Here is a 21,279-nt window from a genome sequence, read left to right as displayed (position 1 = left end):
TTACCAGGGCGTCGGCAGCAGGCCGGCAGGCAGCGGCACGCGGAGCAGCTTGCCGAAGATGAGGTGAATGGCGAACGGCGAGAGCGCCGCGAGCGGCAGCGCCAGCTTCCACTTCGCCCCTAACGCGGTCGACGTCACGTAGACCATGATCGCCGCGGTGATGATGAAGCCGAGCCGGTCGGCGGCAAAGACGTAGAACAGCAGCAGCGCCGGCGGCAGCAGCGCGCGCAGGCCGTAGAGCTTGCCCTGCGGCGGCGGGCTAGCCGCCTGGCCGTCCTCGAACGGGATGAGCTCTTCCTCCTCCTCGAAGGAATGGCCGATGCCGAACACGATCGCGAGCCCGCATAGCGCGAGCCCCGTCCCGATCACCAGCGGAAACACGTTGGGGCCGACCGGCTGCCCCGGCACCGGCGGCAAGATCCAACCGCCATAGGCGGCGGCTGCGCCGAGTGCGACGAGAAACGATCCCGTGACGGAGTCGGGAAGACGCATGGGGGAGTCCTACAAAGAGTGTTCTCCCGCTCCCCGCGCGCGGGGAGAGGGTTGGGGTGAGGGGGGTTCTCCGCGAGGACGGTGAGAGTTGGATTCGTGGAGAGTCCCCCTCACCCGGAATCCGCGCCTTGCGCGAATTCCGGCCTCTCCCCGCAGGCGGGGAGAGGCGATCAGAGCGTCGCAGTACCAGGTCACGCCTTGCTCAGGCCGGCCGCCTTCATCGCCTCGCCCATCTGGGCATCGCCCTTGTCCATGAAGCCGGCGAAATGGGCGCCATCGCCCCACACAGTGCCAAAGCCGCGATTGCTCATGAAGTCCTTGAACTCGGCGGAGTCGTAGACCTTCTTCAGGGCCGCGGTGAGCTTCGTTGCGATCTCCGGCGGCAGGTTCTTGGGTGCGCCGATGCCGCGCCAGGCGCCGGTCGCGTAATCGATGCCCATCGCCTCCTTCAGCGTCGGCACGTCCTTGAAGATCGGATTGCGCGCCGGTGCCATGATGGCGAGGCTCCTGGCCTTGCCGGCCTCGATAATGGCGCGCGCTTCCGGCACCGAGCAGGTGGTGAGGTCGAGGCCGCCGGCGGCGAGATCCTGCATGGCTGGCGCCGCGCCGTTCGAGGGCACCCAGGCGACCTGGTTGGCGGGTAGGCCCATCGCCTGCATCCAGCCGACCAGCGCCAGATGCCAGATGCCGCCCTGGCCGGTGCCCGAAGCCTTGAACTTGCCCGGGGGCGCCGCCTTGATCGCCTCGGCGAGCTCCTTGACCGTCTTGTACGGCGAGGAGGAGGAGACCTGAATGCCGGGCGGATCCTCGTTCATCAGCGCCAGCGGCGTGTAGCTCTTCGGCGTCAGGTCGGTGAGGCCCTGCCAGTGCATCATCGAGATTTCGACCGTGAGCATGCCGATGGTGTAGCCGTCGGGCTGCGCGGTTGCGATCGCACTGTGGCCGACGACGCCGGAGCCACCGGTGCGGTTGACCACGTTGAAGGGCTGGCCGAGATCTTTCTCCAGCAGCGCCGCGACGATGCGCGCAGTCGCGTCGGTGCCACCGCCGGCGCCCCAGGGCACGATCACGGTGACCGGCCGCGCCGGATAGGTTTGCGCGCGTGCGGGCTTGAACCCGAAAGCGGCGGATGCCGCAACGGCGGCGGATGAAGCCGCAAAGGTGCGGCGCGAAATCTTGGACATTGAATGCCTCCCAGCGGCGCCCGTGACGTCGGGCGCTCTTGTCAACGGCGGCATTCTAGTCGGCTTTGCGGCGCCGCTGCAAGGTAGCGCTACCAATGGGATCGTACTGTTGTGTGAAAGCTGGAGGCCCACCGGAAAGGCCAGTCGGAAATCGGGTGGGTTTTGCCCGCGCAAGTCGCCAACCTCAGCGCGTAACGAAAGAAGGCAAGCCATGACCCAAGCCTATTACAGCGCCGTGCTGGACCACCCGCTGGACGAAGTCTGGTCGCTCATCCGCGATTTCAACAACTATCCCGCTTACATCGACGGGGTGAGCGAGAGCGTGATCGAAGACGACAAGCGCGGCGACGAAGTCGGCGCCATCAGGCGCTTCTGCTATCTCGGAAACTGGATCCGCCAGCGCCTGGTCGATCACTCGGACCGGCAGCACAGCCTGACCTATGCCGGTCTCGAAGCGCTGCCGTATCCGCAAGATGACGGGAGCCAAGCGGGGAGCCAAGCGCCAGCGCCGACGCGCTACCAGGGCACCATGCATCTGCGCCCGATCATCGAAGGTGACCGCACCCTCATCGAATGGTCGGTCGCCCTCGATACGGAACCTGCGGACGCCGATCGCTGGCAAGCGCTGTTTGGCTCCTGGATTCCCGATTGGACGGACTCACTTGCGCGGACATTGGCTCGCGTCAGTCCGCGATCGCGTTAGCGAGCGCTCACTGCGCGTCCGCGTCGCCCTTCGGCCGTGCGCCGCCGAAGATGCGGGTGCCTTCCGCGGTCAGGTAGGGCTTCAGCGCCTCCCACGGCACGAACGCGACATATTCGCCCTCGGCGTAGGGGCCGACGGCGTAGGGCGGGTAATGGAAGGTGAGGCCGGAGCTCTTGCCCGCTTCGGCTGAGGGCGCGAGCGTCACTGCGCCGATCCTGAGCAGGTTCGGCGCGACGCCATTGAACCACTCGTCGGTCGCGGTCTCGCTGGCGTCGCGCTTCTTCTTTTCGGCTTTCAGCGAGACGAGCACGGCCTTCACCATCGCCTTCATGGTCGCCCCATTGTCGGCAGTCTCGGCGAAGAACGGGCGGATCGAGATGCGCGTGTTCTCGGTCTTGTCCCACAGGATCGTGTTTACGTTTGAGTTCGGATGGGCACCGTGCGTGTCCATGTAGTCGTCGCGCAGGATGCTGACGTAGCGATCGGCAACCACCGAGCGGATCGTGTATCTGCGCTCGAAATCCCAGCCGCCGTCCTTGAAGAACTGCGGATCCGCCTTGCGCGAGGCGGCGGCCTCGGCCGCGTTCTTGTCGAGCCATTTCTTGCCTTCAGCAAGGCAATCGGCCGCCAGCGCCGCATCGGCCTTGACCTTATCGTCGAGGAAGATTCGCGCCTCGATGCTCTTGGTCTTGATAACGGCGTCGGGCTTGGGGTCGGCTGCGTGTGCCAGACCGACCAGCGCGCCGCAAACCGCGGCCGCAGCGAGCGCGCGCATGAACGTTGGCGCGGGAAACATCACGCAAAACCCTTCTTGTCGGAAGATCGGCGGCGTCGGTTACTCCGCCGCCTCGCTATGCCCGAGCCGGGCGTTCAGCTTGCGGATCAGCTCTTCGGCTGCGTCCGCAATCACGGTGCCGGGCGGGAAGATGGCTTCGGCGCCGGCGGCATAGAGCGCATCGTAATCCTGCGGCGGCACCACGCCGCCGACGATGATCATGATGTCGTCGCGGCCCTGCTTCTTCAGCGCCGCCTTCAGCTCGGGCACGGCGGTAAGATGGGCGGCGGCAAGTGAGGAGACGCCGAGGATATGCACGTCGTTCTCGACCGCCTGCCGCGCGGCTTCGTCGGCAGTCGCGAACAGCGGCCCGATGTCGACGTCGAAGCCGATATCGGCGAAGGCAGACGCAATCACCTTCTGGCCGCGATCGTGGCCGTCCTGGCCGATCTTGGCGACCAGGATGCGCGGCCGGCGGCCCTCCGCCTCTTCGAAGGCGTCGATCAGCGCCTGAACCTTCTCGACCTGGTTACCCATGCTGGACGCCTCCCGCTTGTAGACGCCGGTGATGGATTTGATCTCGGCGCGGTGCCGGCCGAACACCTTCTCCATCGCCTCCGAAATCTCGCCGACGGTTGCCTTGGCCCGTGCAGCGTCGATGGCGAGTGCGAGCAGATTGCCGTTGCCTTCGCCGGCCGAGCGCGTCAGCGCGGCGAGGGCGTCATCGACGTCCTTCTGATTGCGCTCGGATTTCAGCCGCGTCAGCTTGTCGATCTGCAAGCGGCGGACATTGGTGTTGTCGACCTTGAGGATGTCGATGGGAGCTTCGTCGGTCGGTTTGTACTTGTTGACGCCGATCACCGCCTGCTTGCCGGCATCGATCCGAGCCTGAGTTTTCGCCGAGGCTTCCTCGATACGCAGCTTGGGCACGCCGGCCTCGATGGCCTTGGCCATGCCGCCGAGCTCCTCGACCTCCTGGATATGGCTCCAGGCCTTCGCCGCGAGGTCGCGCGTCAGCCGCTCGACATAATACGAGCCGCCCCAGGGATCGATGATGCGGGTGGTGCCGCTCTCTTGCTGGAGGAAAAGCTGGGTGTTGCGGGCGATACGCGCCGAGAAATCGGTCGGCAGCGCCAAGGCCTCGTCGAGCGCATTGGTGTGCAGCGACTGGGTGTGGCCTTGGGTGGCCGCCATCGCCTCGACGGTGGTGCGCATCACGTTGTTGAAGACGTCCTGCGCCGTCAGCGACCAGCCCGAGGTCTGGCTGTGCGTGCGCAGCGACAGCGAGCGCGGGTCTTTCGGGTTGAACGGCTTCAGCAGCTTCGCCCAGAGCAGGCGCGCGGCGCGCAGCTTGGCGACTTCCATGAAGAAGTTCATGCCAATCGCCCAGAAGAACGACAGGCGCGGCGCGAAACGGTCGACGTCGAGGCCGGCGGCAAGGCCGGCGCGCAGATATTCGACGCCGTCGGCGAGCGTATAGGCGAGCTCGAGATCCTGCGTCGCACCGGCCTCCTGCATGTGATAGCCGGAGATCGAGATCGAATTGTACTTCGGCATCCTCGTGGAGGTGTAGGCGAAGATGTCCGAGATGATCCGCATCGAAGGCGCAGGCGGATAGATGTAGGTGTTGCGCACCATGAACTCTTTCAGAATGTCGTTCTGAATCGTCCCTGAGAGTTTTTCCGGCGGCACGCCCTGTTCCTCGGCAGCCGCGACATAGAGCGCGAGGATCGGCAGCACCGCGCCGTTCATGGTCATGGACACGCTCATCTGGTCGAGCGGAATCCCTGCGAACAGCGTGCGCATGTCGTAGATGGAATCGATGGCAACGCCCGCCATGCCGACATCGCCGCCAACGCGCGGATGGTCGCTGTCATAGCCGCGATGGGTGGCGAGGTCGAAGGCGACCGAGAGGCCTTTCTGTCCCGCCGCGAGGTTGCGGCGGTAGAACGCGTTGGAATCCTCCGCCGTGGAGAAGCCGGCATATTGCCTGACGGTCCAGGGCTGGTTGACATACATGGTGGGGTAGGGACCACGCAGATAGGGCGCGATGCCGGGATAAGTCTCGAGGAAATCGAGCCCGGCGACATCTGCCTCGCCATAAGCGGGCTGCACCAGAATGCCCTCGGGCGTCAGCCACGGCTCGGCGCTGCCGGTCGGCGCGGCGGTGGTTGTGCGCGCGAAGGCGACGTCTGCGAAATTGGGAATGCGGCTCATGGTCTCAACCATATGATAGACGCTCAATCATGATCCGGATGCTGATGGCTGACGATGGTCGCCATCTTCTCCGGTCCGTAATTCTGTTGCGTGGTCTGGCTCGGCAGGTTGGCGATGCCGACCACCCAGCCGAGGCGGGACTCGGTGCCGAACTGCCGCGTCGGTATCACCCGGTCGGGATGGTCGAAAGCGCCGGTCATGATCTCGATACGGTCGCCGTCGATGCGGCCAAAGCTCAGCGGGGTGCCGCAGGCGGCGCAAAAGCCGCGCTCGGCGATCGAAGAGGAGCGGAAGAATGAGGGTTGCCCCTTGGTCCAGGCAAAGTCCGTCTTGTTGATGTCGGCGAAGGAGGCGAATGGCGCGCCGGCCGCCTTCTGGCACATCCGGCAGTGGCAGATCGAGATCCTGGTCGGCGCCGTCATGACCCCAAAGCGCACGGCGCCGCATTGGCAGCCGCCGGTGAGAACGGGTTTGCTGGTTTCGGTCATGCCTGTTCCATCCGTCGATAGGCGTCTTGCAGCGTCGCAAGCGCATCGCCGCCGGCGAAGACGAAACCGGTGACGCCGGCCGCGCGCAGCACCGCCTCGGCATCGGTCGGGCGGCCTGCCAGATAGATATGGCGCGCGCCTGCCGTTTGCAGGGCCCGTGCCGCGGCTTCGGCGTGTTCCGCATAGACCTTGTCGCTGGAACAAAGGCAGGCGAGTTCGGCGCCGGAAGCCTTGAAAGCGGCTGCGAGCCTGGCCGGATCGGCAAAGCCCTCGCTGTCGACTGCCTGGATGCCGCCGGCTTCGAAGAAGCTCTTGGCAAAGGTCGCCCGTGCCGTGAAATCGGCGGGCGTGCCGAGATTGGCCAGGAACACTTTTGGCCGCGCGCCACGTGCCTTCAACGCGGCATCCGACTTGTCGCGCAACGCTTCGAACGGTTCCGCAAGCCGGATCGGCGGTAGCGCCTCGAACTTGTATTTTTGCTCACCGTAAGGCGGAAGCGCGATCGGCGTCGCCTTCAGCACGACCGTCTCGCTCTCGTGCAGGTTTGGAAACTCGCTGGCGCCGGTCAGCACGTCGCGGCGCTTTGCGATGTTGGCGTCGCGCGCTTTTCGTGTCGCCGCGACCTTGCCCTGGAACAGACCCTGCTGAAGCGCTGCGAAGGCGCCGCCGGCTTTCTCGCTCTCCTGGAACAGCGCCCAGGCGGCGTCGCAGAGCTGCGCCGTCAGCGTCTCGATGCCGCCGGCGCCGGCGGCGGGATCGCTGACCTTGGCGAGGTTGCTCTCTTCCAACAGCAAGAGCTGCGTGTTGCGCGCCACGCGCCGCGCGAACGGATCGGGTAGCCCGAGCGCCAGCGTGTGCGGCAGCACGGTGATCGCATTGGCGCCGGCAAGCCCCGCCGCAAAGGTCGCGATGGTCGCGCGCAGCATGTTCACGTAAGGGTCGCGCTGCGTCAGCATGCGCCAGGCCGTATCGGCGGCGATGAACAGCGGTTTTGGCGTGAGCCCGGACGCCGTCTCGATGCGCGCCCAGAGCAGCCGCAGCGCGCGGAATTTGGCCATGGTCAGGAACTGGTCGGCATCGGCGGAAAGCCGCGCATAGACCATGCCCTGCGCCTGCTCCAGCGCAATGCCGGCGCCTTCGATCGCGCGCAGATAGGCAACGCCGCAGGCGAGCACGAAGGCGAGCTCCTGCACCTCCGAGCCGCCGGCATCATGGATCACGCGCCCGTCGGCGGAAGCAAACGGCCCCTTGAAGCCGAGCGCCGCCAGGCCCTTGATGGCGCTGGTGACGGCGGGAACAATTTCCTCCCACGTATAAGGGCTGTGCCCCCACACAGCGCCAGCCGCGAGCGGATCGAGCCCGAAGCGGATGTTGCAGGCGGCGGGATCGAGGCCAGCACTCTTCACATATTCCGCGACATGGATCGCGGCCGTCCGCGATTGCGGCCCGATCTGGAGCTCGAGGCCGATGCCGGCATCGAGATGGATGTCCTTCAAGACTTTTGCGACTGCATCGGCCGAAGGTTCCAGGCCGAAACCGTGGGCGCCGCTGCCGCCGGCGAACACCAGCGCGAGCCCCGTCGCGCCATTCTCGAGATCGGTCAGCGCTTGCGCGTTCGCGGCGGCCGCATCGGGATGATCGATCCGCTGCATGATCTGCCAAGGCGCAGCCAGCGGCCGGCCCGCCACGGGCGCAACGCCCTTGGCGCGCGGGTAGAGCGGTTCGATCTTCAGGCCATCATAGGTCTTGCCGACCAGCTTCTCGAACGGCGCGCCCTTCAGCACGCCGTCGACCAGCTTGCGCCAGTCTTCGATCGTGGCCTTGGGGAAATCCGCCGCCAGCGGCAGGTCGTCAGTCACGGAGGTCATACGGCCCAGGGCTCCCGACAATCTTGTTATTCGCAGGCGAAATTGCCACGGCGGACCGTCCCTGCAAACGGTTGTTTTTGGTTAGCCGGTATCCGGAAGCCGCTCAATGCCTTGCGTCGAGACGCTGGCGAGCCCGTCACGCACACGGATGCCTGATATCACGCGGTCGGGCGCGATTTCGGCCAGCGGCACCAGCACGAAGGCGCGCTCGAACAGGCGCGGATGCGGCAGGGTCAGATCGGGCTTCTGCAAGCTCACATCGTCATAGGCGATCATGTCGAGATCGAGCGTGCGCGGGCCCCAGCGCCGCTCCTTGTCCCGCGTGCGGCCGAATTTCTGCTCGACCTTCTGGAGCACGAACAGCAGTGCATGCGGATCGAGGCTGGTCTCGATCTCGATGCAGGCATTGATGAAGGGGTCCTGGTCCTCGTCGCCCCAGGCCGGCGTCGTGTAGTCCGAGGACCGCGCAATCAGCGCGGCTTGCGCCATGCCGCAAATATGCGCGATCGCCTTACCGAATGTCGCGCGGACATCGCCGACATTGCCGCCGAGTGCGATCAGCACGCTTGCCATATTAGGGATGCCGCGAGCGCGTCAGCATGATGCCGACATCGTCGAAGATCGCGGCGATCGGCGCATGCGGCTTGTGCACAGTGATCTTCACGGCGCGGATGCGCGGGAAATGCGACAGGATGGCATCGGCGACCGCGCCGGCCGCGCGCTCCAGGAGCTTGTAGTTGGTGTTCTTGAACGCTGCCGTCGTGGTCGCCACGACCTCGGCGTACGACACGGTGTCGGCGAGCCGGTCGCTACGCGAAGGCTCCGACAGATCGGTATAGAGTTCGAGATCGATGACGAAGCGCTGGCCGACTTCGGTTTCGTGATCCATGACGCCGTGGCGGGCATGGATCGACAGGCCGGTCACGAAGATCGTATCGGTCATGGCTTGCTCTCGATTGCGTGCGCCACCCGCAGGGCCTGCAAGGTTTCGGCGACGTCATGGGTCCGGATGATCTTGGCGCCGCGCTGCGCGGCGATGAGGTGCGCGGCGATCGAGCCGGCGAGCCGCTCTTTCGGCTCCGACGGCGACACCGAAGCGATGAAGCGCTTGCGCGAGGCGCCGACCAGGATCGGCAGGCCGAACATGTCAAGTTCACGCAGCCGCGCCAGCGCGATCATGCTCTGCTCGGCCGTCTTGCCGAAACCGATGCCGGGATCGAGCACGATTTTTTCCCGCGCGATGCCGGCCTTGGCCGCAATATCCAGCGAGCGCAGGAAGAAGGTCTTCATGTCCGTGACGATGTCGATGGTGGGGTCGGCATTGTCGCGGTTATGCATGACGATGACCGGAACGCCTTTCGCAGCGACCAGCGGTGCCATGGCGGCGTCGCGTTGCAGACCCCAGACATCGTTGACGATGGCCGCGCCTTGGTCGAGCGCGAAGGCCACCACCTCCGCCTTCATGCTGTCGATCGAGACGGGCACCCCAAGCGCCACGACACCAGCCAGCACCGGCTTCAGCCGGGCGAGCTCGTATTCCGCCGTGACCGGTTGGGCGCCCTTGTAGGGCCGAGTGGACTCGGCGCCAATATCGATAATGTCGACGCCATCAGCGATCATCGCCCGGGCTCGCGCGAAGGCCTGGTCGGGCGCGATGAACTCGCCGCCGTCGGAGAAGGAATCCGGGGTGACGTTCAGCACCCCCATCACCGCCGGAATCGATCGTTCCAGCAGCGTCCGCAGCACGTCGGCCCCGGCCGAGCCGGCCGGCGGGACGGATGGAGAGGGCGAGGCACTCATGCGCGTGGCTTTAGCGGTCGGGGAGGGGGAGTCAAGACGGAAGGGGGGCCGACATGCCCGCGGGTGCCAACACCCTCGCTGTCATTGCCCGCGAAGGCGGGCAATTCAGTATTCCAGAGGCGAGTCCGTGATACGGAGCAGCCGCGGCGTACTGGATACCCCGCCTTCGCGGGGTATGACGACGGAGTTGGGGGATGCAGTGATGCCCGTCAGCAAACGGCGCCGAGAGCTAACGCGGCTAGCCGTATGCTAAGAGAGACGCCGCCCTAATACGTAATCTTCGGCGGCAGCTTCTTCGCTTTGGCGATGATGTCGCCGACCGACTTCTCGGAAGGCAAGATGCGGAGGAGCTTCTTCTTCTCGTTGGCGTCCCGCATGCTCTGGGCGAGCCTTGCCGGATTACGATAAGCAAGCTCGCGTACGGTGGTGACGCCGGCGGCGCGAACGAGGCCGACCTTGGCCCGGCCCATGCCGGGGATGCGCATGTAGTCCGAGACGTTGGCCCATTCCAGCAGCAGCTGCTCGCTGATGCCGGTCTTGGCGGACAGCGCCTTGCGGCCCTTCACGGTGGAGGCAGCCTCGAGCAGCGCGTCGGTGGTGCGGATTCCTTGCGCCTTCAATTTGTTGGCGGCAAAGGCCGACAGGCCGTCAATCTCGGAGATCGGATATGTCATGATACTCGAATATGAAATGCGTGGCTTCAGGCGAACTGGCTGAGGCCCGGCGTCCCCGCGATGATCTTGCCCATCTGATCCGCTCCGATTTTGTCTCGGCCGAAGCGGAAAAGTTCACGGGCGACGTTTTGAATCTCCGACATGCCCAGTCCAAGGCCCATCAGGCGCGAGCCGACGGCCATCAGGCCGCCGCCCATCAGCCGCGACAGTCCGCCGCCGCTCTTGCACGCCTCGATCGCGGCTTCTGCTCCGGGGATTTGATCAATCAGAGCCTGAACGCTATCGGAAGGACCCTCGCTGCGGAGGAAGCCCAGGATAATGCCGACGGTCTTTTCCGCGACAGCACTATCTATGCTGGCGTTTGTCGCCAGCCGTCCGATCAGCTCGTCCATATGGCCTGCCCCTCAGCCGGTTCACATGCCGGAGTATTGCTTTCGAAAATGATCTTGAGCCGGTGCGATGTGAAATTCAAGCGATGAACGCATGCCTCGCCGCGATTCATCTTCGAACGCGTAAGCAGTGTTGCAGCGGTGCAAGAGCGGAGATGGAATCAGCAAAAAAATACCGCGGTGCGAACGCTCCATTCCGACTTTCGGCTGATATTTCCGCCAATGTCGCATGTTTGGGACGCGTTGAATGGTTTTAATCGACGCACAACATGCGTTAAACTACGGAACTAATGCATTCGAGTTTCGATACGCGAAACTTGCAGAGATCAGTGAGAATTATGACCGCACAGGACAGCAAGCTCGGTGACACCGACGCCAAGATTTTCGTCGGCAAGGGAGACGAGCAGGCCTGGCTGACGCTGGCGCTCGCCAATCGCCACGGCCTCGTCACCGGTGCAACCGGAACCGGCAAGACGGTCTCGCTGCAAGTGATGGCGGAAGGATTTGCGCGCGCCGGTGTTCCGGTCTTCGCCGCAGACATCAAGGGAGACCTCTCCGGCATCTCCGAGGTCGGCGAAGCCAAAGATTTCATCGTCAAGCGCGCTACCGAGATGGGGCTGACCTTCCAGCCCGACCAGTTCTCGACGGTGTTCTGGGACGTGTTCGGCGAGCAGGGCCACCCGGTGCGGGCGACCGTCACGGAAATGGGGCCGCTTCTGCTCGCGCGCATGCTCGATCTGAACGACGTGCAGGAAGGCGTGCTCAACGTCGCCTTCCGCGTCGCCGACGACAACGGTCTTGCCTTGATCGACATGAAGGACCTTCGCGCGCTGCTCGACGCCATCGTGCCCGATAGCGGGAAGAAGGCAGCGGACGCGGAGGAGGATCCGTTCGCCGTCATCCGCAAGGCCGCTCAGGGCTTCGGCAATGTCACCAAGGCGACCGTCGGCACCATCCAGCGCCAGCTCCTGGTGCTGGAGAACCAGGGCGGCACCAAATTCTTCGGCGAGCCGGCGCTGACGCTGAAGGACTTCATGAAGACCGACCGCGACGGCCGCGGCATGGTCAACATCCTGGTCGCCGACAAGCTGCTCCAGAACCCCAGGCTTTATGCGACATTCCTGTTGTGGATGCTGTCGGAGCTGTTCGAGGAGCTGCCCGAGGCCGGCGACTTGCCCAAGCCGAAGCTCGTGTTCTTCTTCGACGAGGCGCATCTGTTGTTCAACGACGCGCCCAAAGCGCTGATGGACAAGATCGAGCAGGTGGTGCGTCTGATCCGCTCCAAGGGCGTTGGCGTCTACTTCGTGACGCAGAACCCGGTCGACGTGCCCGACCGCGTGCTCGGGCAACTGGGCAACCGGGTCCAGCATGCGCTGCGCGCCTTCACGCCGCGCGACCAGAAGGCGGTCGCCGCCGCAGCCCAGACCTTCCGGCCCAACCCGAAGCTCGACACCGCCAAGGTGATCACGGAGCTCGGCAAGGGCGAGGCGCTGGTATCCTTCCTCGAAGGCAACGGCACCCCTTCGATTGTGGAGCGGGTGATGATCCGGCCGCCATCGGCCCGGATCGGACCGATCACGCCGGAGGAGCGCAAGGCGATCATGGCGGCAAGCCCGGTCAAGGGTAAATACGACACCGCCGTCGATTCCGAGTCCGCCTATGAGATCCTTCAGAAGCGCCTCGCCGGCACGGCGGCAACGGCCGACGGTTCGGCAGGCGGAAGCGGTGGCGGCGTCCTCGGCCAGATCGGCTCGATCGTCGGCACCATCTTCGGCACCAACGTCAAGCGTGGCCGGCTGTCGACCGGCCAGGTCATTGCGCGCGACGTGACGCGATCGGTGACTAACCAGGTGATCGGGGGGATGGCCGCAAATATCGGCAAGTCGGTCGCCGGCCAGCTCGGCGGCTCGATCGGCCGCACCCTGGTTCGCGGCGCGCTCGGCGGATTGCTGCGGCGGTAGGCAGCAGGTCCGGCCATGACGCTGCGGAAGGTTTAGCGGCCATCGGGGAGGCCATCACCACCGGCACAAATTCCGGTGAGGGACTCTCCAAACATGCGTCCGTCTGCTACGTGGTAGTCCGCCGCCGACTGGACCCCACCGTGATCTCCACCGCCCCGTTAGCCAAACCCGAAGCGCCGAGACGCCTGTCGTTGCGTGCGCCGCTCGACCTGCTTTTCCTGTTCTGCTGCCTCCTCCTGACTGCCGACGTGCTCATTCCCGAGATCTTCGGCCACGGCAAGACCAAGGATTACGGGCTGTGGTACTGGGCCGGGCAGCAGGTCTTGCAGGGGCGGCCGCTCTATCCCGGTGACATCAGCGACTATTTCGAGTTCATCTATCCACCGCTGCCGGCGGTCCTGCTGGCGCTCCCGAGCTGGTTCGGCAAGATCCTGCTCTATGTCGTCCTGTCGATCCTGAATGCGGTGGCGTGGTGGTGCACCGGGACGTTCTCCCAGGTGTTGGCCGGATCGGACCGCAGGGCCGGTCCGTGGCTGGAAGCGCTGCCCGCCTTCGTCACCGTCACCTTCGTGTTCGACATGTTCGACCTCGGCCAGCCGAACCTCGTCCTGCTCGCGATGATGCTCTACGGCTTCTGGAGCTTGCGGCATCAGCACCACTGGCTTGCCGGCTTCATGTTCGCGCTCGCGACCGCCATCAAGGTGTTTCCGATCGCGGTGCTGCCTTATCTCGTCTGGCGGCGGAAGTGGGAGGCCGTGGTCGCGACCGTCGCCTTCATCGGCATTCTTCTCTACGTCGTGCCGGCGCCGATCCGCGGCTTCGAGCGCAACGCGGCCGAACTTGCGACCTGGTACCAGGCCATGGTCGGGAGCAGCTCGGAAAAAGGCTTTGGCCAGCGCGGCGAGCAGAACTGGTCGTGGGTCAACCAGTCCCTCATTGTCGTCACGCATCGCCTGGTCCGGCCGATCAATTACAATCTGGAAGATCCCAACAAGCCGCCGCGTACGATGAACGTCATCGACGTCGACTACCGGACGGCGAACTGGATCGTGCTCGCGCTGTCGGCACTGCTCGGGCTCGGCTTCGTCGCGATCATGCCTCGGCAAGCGCAGCGCACGGCGCGCTCCGATGCCGAGGAGCTCGGCATCCTGTTCTGCCTGATGACGATTGCCTCGCCTCTGGCGCGACAATACTATTTCATGTGGTTGTTCTTCCCGATGACGGTGCTGATGCATCGGGCTGCCTTCGACGCGCGGGCGAATGTGCGGCTGGGAACCTGGCTCGCTTTGGCCGCAGCCGGCATCCTCATGCTGCTGTCGCTACCGTGGTTTCCCAATGTCATCCAGGCCTGGGGCAATAATCTCGTTGCGACCGCCATCCTTGCCGGCAGCCTCGCATGGCACATCCGGCACCCGCCGGTTGCGACTGGCCCCGAGGCCGCGCCGGCGCTAAAAGCGCAGACACCTTGAGCCCCCGATTTCTTGAGACTCGAAAGTCAGGATCACGACCATGGCCAATGCGCAGCTTCAATCCGTGCTCGACCACATCGACAAGGATTTCGACAACAGCCTGGAGCGCCTGTTCTCGTTGTTGCGGATCAAGTCGATCTCCGCGGATCCGGCCTTCGCCGCCGATTGCAAGGCGGCGGCCGAGCATCTCGCCAAGGACATCGCGAGCCTCGGTGTTGCCACTGAAGTGAGGCCGACCGCCGGCCATCCCGCCATCGTCGGCAAGACCGGGGCAGGCGGACGACCGCACGTGCTGTTCTACGGCCATTACGACGTACAGCCGGTCGATCCGCTCGATCTCTGGCACCGTCCGCCGTTCGAGCCTGTCGTCACCGACCATGCCGATGGCCGCAAGATCATCGTCGCGCGCGGTGCCGAGGACGACAAGGGCCAGGTCATGACCTTCGTCGAGGCCTGCCGCGCCTGGAAGAAGGTGACGGGCTCGCTGCCGATCGACATCACCTTTCTGATCGAAGGCGAGGAGGAGGTTGGCTCGAAGAATTTCGTGCCCTTCATCGAGGCCAACAAGGACGAGTTTAGGGCGGATTACGTGCTGGTCTGCGACACCGGCATGTGGGACCGCAACACGCCTGCGATCACGACGTCGTTGCGCGGCCTGCTCTATGAGGAGCTGAAGATCACCGCCGCCAATCGCGATCTGCATTCCGGCGTGTTCGGCGGCAGCGCGATGAACCCGATCCGGGTGCTGACGAAAATTCTCGGTGGCCTGTTCGATGACGACAACCGCATCACCATCCCCGGCTTCTATGACGGGGTGAAGGACCTGCCGCCCGATATCCTCGAGCAGTGGAAGAAGCTCAATCTCACGCCGGAGATGTTTTTGAAGCCGATCGGCCTGTCGATCCCGGCGGGCGAGAAGGGCCGGTTGCTGATCGAGCAGGCCTCCTCGCGTCCGACCTGCGACGTCAACGGCATCTGGGGCGGCTATATCGGCGAGGGCTCCAAGACGGTGATCCCGTCGCATGCGTCGGCCAAAGTCTCGTTCCGTCTGGTCGAGGGGCAGGATCCCGCAAAGATCCGCAAGGCTTTCCGCGACTATGTGACGGCGCGCATTCCCGGCGACTGCAAGGTCGAGTTCGGTGACCATTCCGCCGCGCCTGCGGTCGCGCTCGACTGGAACATGAAGCCGCTTGCCGCCGCCAGCAAGGCGCTGACCGAGGAATGGGGCAAGGAGACCGTGCTGATGGGCTCGGGCGCCTCGATCCCGATCGTCGCAGACTTCAAGCGCACGCTCGGCCTCGACTCGCTGCTGGTCGGCTTCGGCCTCGACGACGACAACATCCATTCGCCGAACGAGAAGTACGACTTGCGCAGCTTCCAGAAGGGCATCCGCTCCTGGGCCCGCATCCTCGCCGCGCTGGCCGAGGTGAAATAAAGGCGGTGTCGTACGGTGGGCAAAGCGCAGCGTGCCCACCACTTCCGAGGCGAGCTGCGAGATGGTGGGCACGGCGCTATGCGCCTTTGCCCACCCTACGAGACCTATCCTCGTCATTGCGAGCGAAGCGACTTGTCGGCCGAAGCTTTAGCGAAGGCGGAAGCAATCCAGAATCCCTCCGCGGAAATAGCCTGGATTGCTTCGTCGCATCAGCGCAAAATTGCTACGCAATTTTGTCGCGAGCTCCTCGCAATGACGGCGGAGGCCGCCGCCCCCAAATAAAAACGCCGCCCGGAATTGAGCGGCGTTTCATTCCAAAAGGCGTAGAGGTTCGTTGATCGCTACCCTACACGAAACCTCGAAAATCTCAAGAGCGGTAGCCGGGAAGCTCGCGGTCGAGCTTGCGCAGCAGTGGCGGCCACACAAGGTTGGTGGCGCGCAGCTCGGCGCGGTCGCGGTTCGACAGCAACTCGGTGTTCTTGTCGATCGCGACGTGGTCGACCGGATAGACCGGCGTGCCCAGCGCGCGCGTGCGCACCTGCATCGAGCAGGCGCGCTCGAGGTGATACATGCGCTCGAAGGCGGAGGCGACCGAGCGGCCGACCGTCAGCGTGCCATGGTTGCGCAGGAGCATGTGGTTGTGGTCGCCGAGGTCCTTCTGGAGCCGCGGCCGCTCGTCGTGGTCGAGCGCGATGCCTTCATAGTCGTGATAGGCAAGGTCATGGGTGACGAGCTGGGCGGTCTGGTTCAGCGGTAACAGGCCTTCGGCGCTGCTCGACACAGCGGTGCCGTCGAGCGTGTGGAGATGCAGCACGCAGATCGCGTCCTCGCGCACCTCGTGGATCGCCGAATGGATGGTGAAGCCGGCCGGGTTGATGCTGTATTCGCTCTCGGAGAGCTGATTGCCGTGCAAATCGACCTTGACGAGGCTCGACGCCGTGATCTCGTCGAACATCAGCCCGTAGGGATTGATGAGGAAGTGATGGTCGGGGCCGGGCACGCGCGCGGAGATGTGGGTGTCGACCAGATCGTCCCAGCCGTACAGCGCGACCAGGCGATAGCAGGCGGCGAGATTGACCCGTTGCTGCCACTCGGCCTCCGTCATGTTCGACGGCACTTCCTTCAGGCGCGCTTCCGCTGGCGACATGGCTGATCTCTCCGAACATCGTTGTTGCGGGGAGGGAGCGTAGTCTTGGGCCGGGTTGACGGCAAGGCGCAAGGAGCGTGGCTGTCGCGCGTAGCCTGCATGGAGCTTCCGCCGTAGCTCGAAGGCGGAAGCGCAATGCGGGACGCCTGATCCCGGATTTCGCTTGCGCTCCATCCGGGCTACGGTCGAGAGAAAATGATTACGGCGCCGGGATCGACAGCAGGCTGGAAATGCTGCGGCCGCGGATGTCGTAGACGCGGGCGAACACCACGTCGTCGCGCTTGATCTCGACCATGACGGGCGCGCTGAGGCCCTTGCAGTAGAACTCGCCCAGCGTCATCGCGAAATCGGCCGCATTGGAATCCCAGCCGATGGTGAAGTCCGGTCCGAGCGCGACCTGGGCCGGACGCTGCGGACCGCACACCGCGACCTTCCATTTGCGATTGACCGGCGGCACTTCCTGGCGCTCGATCAACTGCTCGCGGAGCTCATCAGAAGCCTGCTTCAGCGCGAGGCCCCAATAGTCCAGCATGAAGCGGTCGTCGGCGCCGCGCACAGTGCCGGCGATGTGGTTGAAATGGGTGTATTGATAGGGATGCAGCCGGATCATCTCGGCGAGCGACAGCGCAAGGCCGAAGCAGAAGGTGGCGAGCACGACCGGCTGCCAGGTGCGGTGATTGGCGCGCAGGCGCTCCATGGCCCAGGCAAACGCGACGCCGCCGAGCACCGCCATCGGCGGGATCACGAAGACGAAATGGCGGATGCCATTGTACAGCGCCGGCCGCTTCACCATTGCGATCGCGAGCGGCAGGGTCGCGGCCAGCGTCAGCATCAAGAGGATGGTCTTGCGACGCGCGGGAACCTCGCGGCGCGGCAGCAATGCGAAGGTGCCGATCACGGCGCCGGCCATCAACACCAGCATCACCTCGGGCAGCTGCAGCGCGAACAGCGTCGGCAGATAGGACCAGGGCATGTCGGGCACGGACACGATCGCGCCGTCGAACATCTCCTTCCAGGGCTTCTCGAAGAAGTGCGAGAAGTAGGTCAGCGCCTCAAAGGGATTGCCGGGCTGCATGATCGACCACGGCCAGATCAGCCCCATCACGAGGTAGCCGAGCACGAGGCCGGGCAGCAGCACGTAGACGACATGGACGAAGCGGCGGATCGACTCGCGCGGGCCCTCGCTGCGCAGCTCCTCCAGGAACAGCGGCAGGAAGCCGAGCACGGCGTAGACCAGTGCGAGACCGCCGAGAACGCGGCAGCCCAGCGAAAGTCCGGCACCTAATCCGACGATCAGAACCGTGCGTGGCGACGGCTGCGGATATTCCTCCGCGAGGCGGACGAGGCCCAGCATCAGGATGATCATAGCCACCGCGAAGGGCGCATCCTTCGGGTTCATGAACATGTGGCCGTAGAAGATCGGGCACAGCGCGAGCAGCAAGAGTGCCGCAAGACCGGCAAGGGGGCCGCCGATGCGGCGGCCGAGCCGCCACGTCACCGCAAGCCCGATCACACCGACGATGGCGCCGACCAGACGTCGCGTCTCGAACAGTTCGAGCGGAATGATCTTGTGCAGGAGAGCGGCGACCATGTCGAAGCCGCCGCCATACATGTAGAGATTGGCGAAGGAGAGCGCCGCCGTGTCCCTGAAGCCGGAACCGAACATGCGCAGCAACAGGTCGGCATATTCAGCGTGGGTGTAATCGTCCCAGCCGAGCCCGTAGTCGCGGAAGGTCAATCCTGCAATGACGGCGACCGCAGCCAGCACCAGCATGGCGAGATCGTCGCAAGTCCGTTCGACCGAGCGCCGCAGAGGCGTGTCGATCGCCGAAGTCGTGATGGATGTCATGGCTATTGGTGACCCGGAATCCCCTCTCGGCCCTGCTGGTGCGCGCGGGCCTGCTCCCCGGAATCCCTATAGCGCAGTTCCATTACCAAGTAATTGGGCATTATGGCTAAATTCCTGATGCGACGCAGCAAAACCAGAAACTTGGAGCACTGTAGCAGTAGCGAGCCGCAGCTGAAGGGAATGTGAATAAGTCCCTGATTTCTTTCCCTTTAGGAACAGTTGCCCACAATTGGCCGTTGGCGTGGAACACCGTATGACGGTATCGTGGTTTGACGAGTGTCGCGTGTGGGTGCGCGGCCGGGGGTGAGTTCGATGACCTTGGCAATGTTGATCGTGGGGATTTTCGCCGTTCTGGCGGGCTTCCTTGCGATCCTGTTTGGTTACACAGTCAGGGAATTCAGTGTCGGCAGCACCCTCATAATCTCGGGAACTATCGGCGTCTGCACCGGAATGTTACTGGTCGGCCTGCATCTCCTGCTGCTCGAGCTGAAGGGCATCGCCCGCCGGCTGGCCACCGGAGCAGCCGCATCGGAGGTTCGGGTCAGGCCCGTGCTGCCGGGTCTGACGATGCCTGGCGCGCCTGCGCCCGAGCCGGCGCTTGCCCAGCCTGCGAAGATCGAACCGGCGCCACCACCAGCCGCGGCCCCTCCGCCGTGGCAGAGCGAAGCCGCCGCGCGCGAACGTCCGCGCGTCGAGGCGCCGGAAGCACCAACGCCTCCTGCGGCTCCGGAGGCGCCGCGCCGCCGCAACCTGTTGTTCGCCTCGACCTCGCGCAAGGAGCGTGAGCGCGCGGAGGCGAAGGCCACCGAGGGCCCGTCGCCGCCTCATGAGGAACCAGCAGCGCCCGCCGCCCCGGATGTTCCGCCTGCCAGTTTCGAGGACGCCTGGCCGAAGCCGGAGCGCATGCGCCCGCCGGAGCCGCCGGTCACCTCGCGCCGGCCTCCGCCGCGCTCGCCCTCGACCTTTGCGGACGCCGCTCCGCCGCCGCCTGCAGCTGAACCACCGCCTGCACCTGAGCCGGCGGCTGCGGCCGATCAGGCGCCCGTCACCGTGCTCAAGTCCGGCGTCGTCGATGGCATGGCCTATTCGCTCTATTCCGACGGTTCGATCGAAGCACAGATGCCGGAGGGCATGATGCGCTTTGCCTCGATCGACGAGCTCCGCGCACATCTCGACCAGCGGGGCTGAGGCCGCCGCGCAGAAAGTAAAGCGCTGCCGTTCGCCAGTAATCAGCTCTTCCTCGACAGTTGTCGTGGTTCCGCCGAACGTATTGTTGACAGGGAATACTCTGGCGTCGTCAATCCCGTGAGAAGGATGGCGGAGAAAGGGCGGGCGCATGTCGGATGCGGGGAACAAGAATTTCATCGAGCTGACGGCGAGCATCGTGTCGGCCTATCTCAGCAACAATCCGACGCCGTCGGCGGAGATTCCGAACCTGATCAGCCAGGTGCATGGCGCGCTGCTGCGGGTCTCGTCGGGTCGTACCGAGACCGCGCCGCTCGAGCCGGCCAAGCCGGCGGTCTCGCTGAAGAAGTCGATCGCGCCGGACTATCTGGTGTGCCTGGAAGACGGCAAGCGCTTCAAGTCGCTGAAGCGCCACCTGCGCACCCAGTACAACATGACGCCGGAGCAATATCGCGAGAAATGGGGCTTGCCGGCCGACTATCCCATGGTCGCGCCGAACTACGCGGTGGCGCGCTCGCAGCTGGCGAAGCAGATGGGCCTCGGACAGCAGCAGCGGAAGCGGAAGTAGCTCTCAGGACGCTTCCGCGAGCGCCTCTTTGGCGTCGGTCTTGATGCGCTCGACCATCGAGCGCAGGCCATTGGAACGCTGCGGCGTCAGATGATCGCGAAAGCCGAACTCGTTGAACACGGCGATCGCGTCGGTGTCGAGGATCTCCTGCGGCGTGCGGCCGGAATAGAGCGCGAACACGATCGCAACCAGCCCGCGCACGATATGCGCATCACTGTCGCCGCGATACTTCAGGATCGGCGCGCCATTGCCGCGCTCGACCAGCTTCTGGAGCCAGACCTGGCTGACGCAGCCTTGCACCTTGTTCGCGGCAGAATGCTCTGCCTGCGGCATGGGTTCCAGGGTGCGGCCGAGCTCAATGACGTACCGGTAGCGGTCGTCCCACTCGTCGAGAAGTTCGAAATTGTCCCTGATTTCGTCGATCGTCGTCATGCTGGCCCATGTTCCCTTTCAGGCCAATATAGGGACGCGAAGCCGTGAAATCGATAGGGTTTGGGGCTAATTTGCGACCGCAGGTCCGCGCCATTCCAGCGCGAGGTCGTCCTGGGTCAGGGTGTCGCGCGGCGCCTCGCTCGCAACGGCATCGCCTTCGCCGGCCAGCGCGATCGAGCCGGTATGATCGGGCGCCTTCTTGTCCGTCTTGTCGTTCTTGTCGTTCTTCTCGTTGGTGATCTGCTCCTTCTTGTCGTTGATGATCTGGTAGATCTTGCGCGCGCCGTCCTGGGCGCGCTGGCCGATGATGGTCGCGGCCTGTCCGCCGACCTCGCAGGCCGTCGGCTGGCGCTTGCAGAACTGGGTCACGTCGGAGACGGCTGCGGTCGCAGCCTGCACCGCATCGGCGGCGCCGATCTGCGGCAGCTTCTCCGATTCGGGCGTCTTGTCCCGCGGCAGCAGCACCAGCACCAGCCCGAGCCAGAATGTGATGCGGATCAGAAAGCGCATCTTGCGACCTGTACGTTCGATCCCGCCGCGGCGATCTCCGCGGATGTCGGACCTAGCAACCCTCGATAAATCGCAAGTGATTGCCTTGAGCTTAATTCGCGGAAAATTTACGCAAAAATCTTCGGGATCGATG

The 21,279-nt window shown here is 64.7% G+C and carries 21 protein-coding genes; 6 read left to right on the top strand and 15 right to left on the bottom strand.

Translation table 11 applies throughout. From position 1 onward, the window contains the following. Positions 1-492, bottom strand: a complete 492-nt coding sequence (locus tag AAE027_RS00530; RefSeq protein ID WP_128939050.1) for a tripartite tricarboxylate transporter TctB family protein — start codon at positions 490-492, stop codon at positions 1-3. A gap of 191 nt (positions 493-683) precedes the next feature. Further along, positions 684-1,676, bottom strand: a complete 993-nt coding sequence (locus AAE027_RS00525; protein ID WP_091890852.1) for a tripartite tricarboxylate transporter substrate binding protein — start codon at positions 1,674-1,676, stop codon at positions 684-686. A 211-nt stretch (positions 1,677-1,887) separates the two neighbouring features. Here AAE027_RS00525 and AAE027_RS00520 point away from each other — a divergent pair, with 211 nt between their 5' ends. Next, the gene (locus tag AAE027_RS00520) at positions 1,888-2,379 is read left to right on the top strand and encodes an SRPBCC family protein (protein ID WP_370985254.1); all 492 of its coding nucleotides are present in this window, start codon (positions 1,888-1,890) and stop codon (positions 2,377-2,379) included. A 7-nt stretch (positions 2,380-2,386) separates the two neighbouring features. Here AAE027_RS00520 and AAE027_RS00515 read toward each other — a convergent pair whose 3' ends face one another. The 9 genes from AAE027_RS00515 to AAE027_RS00475 form a co-directional block, all read right to left on the bottom strand. Further along, positions 2,387-3,175, bottom strand: a complete 789-nt coding sequence (locus tag AAE027_RS00515; protein WP_370985475.1) for an RsiV family protein — start codon at positions 3,173-3,175, stop codon at positions 2,387-2,389. Positions 3,176-3,214: 39 nt separating this feature from the next. Beyond that, positions 3,215-5,371, bottom strand: coding sequence for a methylmalonyl-CoA mutase (scpA, locus tag AAE027_RS00510; protein WP_370985476.1), 2,157 nt, complete (start codon positions 5,369-5,371; stop codon positions 3,215-3,217). Positions 5,372-5,394: 23 nt separating this feature from the next. Further along, positions 5,395-5,859, bottom strand: a complete 465-nt coding sequence (locus AAE027_RS00505; RefSeq protein ID WP_091890856.1) for a GFA family protein — start codon at positions 5,857-5,859, stop codon at positions 5,395-5,397. Continuing rightward, the gene (locus tag AAE027_RS00500) at positions 5,856-7,727 is read right to left on the bottom strand and encodes a methylmalonyl-CoA mutase family protein (RefSeq protein ID WP_091890858.1); all 1,872 of its coding nucleotides are present in this window, start codon (positions 7,725-7,727) and stop codon (positions 5,856-5,858) included. The genes AAE027_RS00505 and AAE027_RS00500 overlap by 4 nt, the downstream gene beginning before the upstream one ends. Positions 7,728-7,808: 81 nt before the next feature. Further along, complete coding sequence (gene folK, locus AAE027_RS00495; RefSeq protein ID WP_091890860.1) at positions 7,809-8,300, bottom strand: 2-amino-4-hydroxy-6-hydroxymethyldihydropteridine diphosphokinase; 492 nt, start codon at positions 8,298-8,300, stop codon at positions 7,809-7,811. A 1-nt stretch (position 8,301) separates the two neighbouring features. Continuing rightward, positions 8,302-8,670 (bottom strand): dihydroneopterin aldolase, encoded by a 369-nt coding sequence (gene folB, locus AAE027_RS00490; RefSeq protein WP_008553485.1) that lies wholly within the window; start codon positions 8,668-8,670, stop codon positions 8,302-8,304. Then, positions 8,667-9,527, bottom strand: a complete 861-nt coding sequence (folP, locus tag AAE027_RS00485) for a dihydropteroate synthase (protein ID WP_091890862.1) — start codon at positions 9,525-9,527, stop codon at positions 8,667-8,669. The genes folB and folP overlap by 4 nt, the downstream gene beginning before the upstream one ends. A gap of 266 nt (positions 9,528-9,793) precedes the next feature. Next, positions 9,794-10,201 carry a DUF4332 domain-containing protein gene (locus tag AAE027_RS00480; protein WP_128934964.1) on the bottom strand — a complete coding sequence of 136 codons (408 nt, stop codon included), beginning with the start codon at positions 10,199-10,201 and terminating at the stop codon, positions 9,794-9,796. 26 nt (positions 10,202-10,227) lie between these two features. Then, positions 10,228-10,593: a hypothetical protein gene (locus AAE027_RS00475; protein WP_091890866.1), complete on the bottom strand. Its 366-nt coding sequence runs from the start codon at positions 10,591-10,593 to the stop codon at positions 10,228-10,230. Positions 10,594-10,928: 335 nt separating this feature from the next. Here AAE027_RS00475 and AAE027_RS00470 point away from each other — a divergent pair, with 335 nt between their 5' ends. From AAE027_RS00470 to AAE027_RS00460, 3 genes are all read left to right on the top strand, one after another. After that, the gene (locus AAE027_RS00470) at positions 10,929-12,551 is read left to right on the top strand and encodes a helicase HerA-like domain-containing protein (RefSeq protein WP_370985256.1); all 1,623 of its coding nucleotides are present in this window, start codon (positions 10,929-10,931) and stop codon (positions 12,549-12,551) included. Between the two features lie 140 nt (positions 12,552-12,691). Continuing rightward, positions 12,692-14,020 carry a glycosyltransferase family 87 protein gene (locus AAE027_RS00465; protein ID WP_370985257.1) on the top strand — a complete coding sequence of 443 codons (1,329 nt, stop codon included), beginning with the start codon at positions 12,692-12,694 and terminating at the stop codon, positions 14,018-14,020. 40 nt (positions 14,021-14,060) lie between these two features. Further along, on the top strand, positions 14,061-15,455 hold the full coding sequence (locus AAE027_RS00460) for a M20/M25/M40 family metallo-hydrolase (RefSeq protein WP_370985258.1): 1,395 nt from the start codon (positions 14,061-14,063) through the stop codon (positions 15,453-15,455). A 367-nt stretch (positions 15,456-15,822) separates the two neighbouring features. Here the strand turns inward: AAE027_RS00460 and AAE027_RS00455 are convergent, their stop codons facing one another. Next, a complete protein-coding gene (locus AAE027_RS00455; protein WP_128934961.1) occupies positions 15,823-16,602 on the bottom strand; it encodes a class II aldolase/adducin family protein in 780 nt (259 codons plus the stop codon). 199 nt (positions 16,603-16,801) lie between these two features. After that, positions 16,802-18,451 (bottom strand): glycosyltransferase family 39 protein, encoded by a 1,650-nt coding sequence (locus tag AAE027_RS00450; RefSeq protein WP_370985259.1) that lies wholly within the window; start codon positions 18,449-18,451, stop codon positions 16,802-16,804. Positions 18,452-18,763: 312 nt separating this feature from the next. On the opposite strand from AAE027_RS00450, the gene AAE027_RS00445 reads away from it, so the two are divergent. Together AAE027_RS00445 and AAE027_RS00440 are read left to right on the top strand one after the other, a co-directional pair. Then, positions 18,764-19,639 (top strand): DUF308 domain-containing protein, encoded by an 876-nt coding sequence (locus tag AAE027_RS00445; protein WP_370985260.1) that lies wholly within the window; start codon positions 18,764-18,766, stop codon positions 19,637-19,639. A gap of 148 nt (positions 19,640-19,787) precedes the next feature. Further along, positions 19,788-20,204 carry a Ros/MucR family transcriptional regulator gene (locus tag AAE027_RS00440; RefSeq protein ID WP_091890880.1) on the top strand — a complete coding sequence of 139 codons (417 nt, stop codon included), beginning with the start codon at positions 19,788-19,790 and terminating at the stop codon, positions 20,202-20,204. 3 nt (positions 20,205-20,207) lie between these two features. Here AAE027_RS00440 and AAE027_RS00435 read toward each other — a convergent pair whose 3' ends face one another. Next, a complete protein-coding gene (locus tag AAE027_RS00435; protein ID WP_091890882.1) occupies positions 20,208-20,636 on the bottom strand; it encodes a SufE family protein in 429 nt (142 codons plus the stop codon). Positions 20,637-20,702: 66 nt separating this feature from the next. Next, on the bottom strand, positions 20,703-21,146 hold the full coding sequence (locus tag AAE027_RS00430) for a DUF5330 domain-containing protein (protein ID WP_370985261.1): 444 nt from the start codon (positions 21,144-21,146) through the stop codon (positions 20,703-20,705). Positions 21,147-21,279: the final 133 nt, after the last annotated feature.

It is taken from the genome of Bradyrhizobium sp. DN3, assembly GCF_041357655.1.
Taxonomy (GTDB): Bacteria; Pseudomonadota; Alphaproteobacteria; order Rhizobiales; family Xanthobacteraceae; genus Bradyrhizobium.
The sequence above is the reverse complement of the archived record's forward strand: the minus strand, read 5'-3'. Positions and strand labels throughout refer to the sequence as shown.

What these genes read in the sequence shown, in the direction of transcription:
- AAE027_RS00530 (WP_128939050.1), bottom strand. Translation starts at nt 492, where the DNA reads ATGCGTCTTCCCGACTCCGTCACGGGATCGTTTCTCGTCGCACTCGGC.
- AAE027_RS00525 (WP_091890852.1), bottom strand. Translation starts at nt 1,676, where the DNA reads ATGTCCAAGATTTCGCGCCGCACCTTTGCGGCTTCATCCGCCGCCGTT.
- AAE027_RS00520 (WP_370985254.1), top strand. Translation starts at nt 1,888, where the DNA reads ATGACCCAAGCCTATTACAGCGCCGTGCTGGACCACCCGCTGGACGAA.
- AAE027_RS00515 (WP_370985475.1), bottom strand. Translation starts at nt 3,175, where the DNA reads ATGTTTCCCGCGCCAACGTTCATGCGCGCGCTCGCTGCGGCCGCGGTT.
- scpA (WP_370985476.1), bottom strand. Translation starts at nt 5,371, where the DNA reads ATGAGCCGCATTCCCAATTTCGCAGACGTCGCCTTCGCGCGCACAACC.
- AAE027_RS00505 (WP_091890856.1), bottom strand. Translation starts at nt 5,859, where the DNA reads ATGACCGAAACCAGCAAACCCGTTCTCACCGGCGGCTGCCAATGCGGC.
- AAE027_RS00500 (WP_091890858.1), bottom strand. Translation starts at nt 7,727, where the DNA reads ATGACCTCCGTGACTGACGACCTGCCGCTGGCGGCGGATTTCCCCAAG.
- folK (WP_091890860.1), bottom strand. Translation starts at nt 8,300, where the DNA reads ATGGCAAGCGTGCTGATCGCACTCGGCGGCAATGTCGGCGATGTCCGC.
- folB (WP_008553485.1), bottom strand. Translation starts at nt 8,670, where the DNA reads ATGACCGATACGATCTTCGTGACCGGCCTGTCGATCCATGCCCGCCAC.
- folP (WP_091890862.1), bottom strand. Translation starts at nt 9,527, where the DNA reads ATGAGTGCCTCGCCCTCTCCATCCGTCCCGCCGGCCGGCTCGGCCGGG.
- AAE027_RS00480 (WP_128934964.1), bottom strand. Translation starts at nt 10,201, where the DNA reads ATGACATATCCGATCTCCGAGATTGACGGCCTGTCGGCCTTTGCCGCC.
- AAE027_RS00475 (WP_091890866.1), bottom strand. Translation starts at nt 10,593, where the DNA reads ATGGACGAGCTGATCGGACGGCTGGCGACAAACGCCAGCATAGATAGT.
- AAE027_RS00470 (WP_370985256.1), top strand. Translation starts at nt 10,929, where the DNA reads ATGACCGCACAGGACAGCAAGCTCGGTGACACCGACGCCAAGATTTTC.
- AAE027_RS00460 (WP_370985258.1), top strand. Translation starts at nt 14,061, where the DNA reads ATGGCCAATGCGCAGCTTCAATCCGTGCTCGACCACATCGACAAGGAT.
- AAE027_RS00455 (WP_128934961.1), bottom strand. Translation starts at nt 16,602, where the DNA reads ATGTCGCCAGCGGAAGCGCGCCTGAAGGAAGTGCCGTCGAACATGACG.
- AAE027_RS00450 (WP_370985259.1), bottom strand. Translation starts at nt 18,451, where the DNA reads ATGACATCCATCACGACTTCGGCGATCGACACGCCTCTGCGGCGCTCG.
- AAE027_RS00445 (WP_370985260.1), top strand. Translation starts at nt 18,764, where the DNA reads ATGACCTTGGCAATGTTGATCGTGGGGATTTTCGCCGTTCTGGCGGGC.
- AAE027_RS00440 (WP_091890880.1), top strand. Translation starts at nt 19,788, where the DNA reads ATGTCGGATGCGGGGAACAAGAATTTCATCGAGCTGACGGCGAGCATC.
- AAE027_RS00435 (WP_091890882.1), bottom strand. Translation starts at nt 20,636, where the DNA reads ATGACGACGATCGACGAAATCAGGGACAATTTCGAACTTCTCGACGAG.
- AAE027_RS00430 (WP_370985261.1), bottom strand. Translation starts at nt 21,146, where the DNA reads ATGCGCTTTCTGATCCGCATCACATTCTGGCTCGGGCTGGTGCTGGTG.